The organism is Thermoflexus sp. (assembly GCF_025055495.1).
Taxonomy (GTDB): domain Bacteria; phylum Chloroflexota; class Anaerolineae; order Thermoflexales; family Thermoflexaceae; genus Thermoflexus.
In genome coordinates this window covers 1-1,528 of the sequence record NZ_JANWXB010000036.1, presented here as the reverse complement: position 1 = coordinate 1,528, position 1,528 = coordinate 1, and the positions used below count along the sequence as shown (strand labels likewise).

Below are 1,528 nucleotides of genomic sequence, written 5' to 3'. Positions count from 1 at the left end.
GTCCTCACGACGGCCTTGCCCGTTCACCCCTGAACCGCCACCGACGTATAGCGGGCTGGCTCCCTTAGGAAGGTCTGCCGACATCCGGCGCAGCAGAAATAGAAGCGCTGCCCCTCCCAATCCGTATAGTAGCGAGCGGTGGCGATCTCCACCTCCATCCCGCAGATCGGGTCGCGGGCCCGCGCCGGGGAAGCTTCCAGAGGGACCACCTGCTCAGCCATAGCCCGTCGCCGCTCCTGCATGATCTCCGCCATCACCGAGAGGGCGATCTCCTCCTGGGTCACAGCCCCCAGGTCCAGCCCGGCAGGAGCCCGGATCCGCATAAGGTCCGATTCCGACCATCCGGCTTGTCGCAGGAAATCCAGGAGCGCCTGGGCCCGACGCCGGCTGGCCACCAGGCCGATATAGCGGGCGGGAGTGCGGAGGGCGGCCGCCAAGGCTTCCTCATCGTAATGCCCCATGGAAGCCACCACCACATAGAGCTCATCCTGGGGGGAAAAGCCCGGCAGCGCCTCCAGGCGCGCGATCCGGATCTCGCCTGGACTTTGGAGGGAAGGCGCGTCGCGAACCACCTGGGTGACCTCATACCCCAGAGCCTGGCCGAACAGCGCCAGAGCGCGGGCCAGCGGGGATTCCCCGAAAATCAACAGCTGGGGCTCACGGACCCAGGGTTCCAGGAACACCTCGAGCTCCCCCCGGCTGGGGCAGGCCATCGGGGCCACCGTTCGGGCCTCTTCCTCTACACCCTCGCCGCTCGCCTCCGGAGTGATGCGCAGAAGGTGAGGGCGGCGGGTGGTCAGCACCGCCCGCGCCTCCTGAAGGACCAGCTCGTGGGCACAACCCCCACCCACCCAGCCGTAGATCCGGCCATCCGCCGTGATCACCGCTCGATCCCCGACCCGCGCCGACACTGGGGGCTGCCGACGCACCACCGTGGCGATCACAAAGGCTTCCCCTCGCGTCTCCAGATCCCGGATCAACTCATCCAGCCGAACTCCTCCGCTTAAGCGCCAGCTCATCTGAAACCTCCCGATGGACCTCTGTCCAGGGTGCCGCCTGCTATCCCGGGAAGCAACTACCCTAAACATCCCTCATTCAGTAATCCCGTGGTCCCGCAGGATCTTCCAGATCTTCCACGGAGTGATAGGCATGTCGATGTGGCGCACTCCCAGATGGGAGAGAGCATCCACTACAGCGTTCACGAAAGCAGCGGGGGAGCCGACATTGGCAGACTCGCCGACCCCCTTCGCCCCAATCGGATGATGCGGGGACGGCGTGACCGTGCGATCCAGCTCCCAGCGCGGGGTCTCAACCGCGGTGGGGACGAGATATTCCGTGAAGTTCGAGGAGAGACAGTTGCCGTTCTCATCGTAGGCGATCTCCTGCATAAACGCGATGGCGAAGCCTTCCGTAAGGCCCCCGTGGATCTGCCCCTCCACGATCATCGGGTTGATCACCGTCCCGCAGTCGTCGACGCCCACAAACCGGCGGACCTTCACCTGCCCGGTCCCTTTATCGATGTCCACCA

The 1,528-nt window shown here is 65.4% G+C and carries 2 protein-coding genes; both read right to left on the bottom strand.

The features are described 5' to 3' along the window. Positions 1-23: 23 nt before the first annotated feature. Positions 24-1,019 (bottom strand): XdhC family protein, encoded by a 996-nt coding sequence (locus NZM16_RS01315; protein ID WP_295477940.1) that lies wholly within the window; start codon positions 1,017-1,019, stop codon positions 24-26. A 72-nt stretch (positions 1,020-1,091) separates the two neighbouring features. Continuing rightward, the coding region (locus NZM16_RS01310; protein ID WP_295477937.1) for a molybdopterin cofactor-binding domain-containing protein at positions 1,092-1,528 on the bottom strand (437 nt) is incomplete at its 5' end.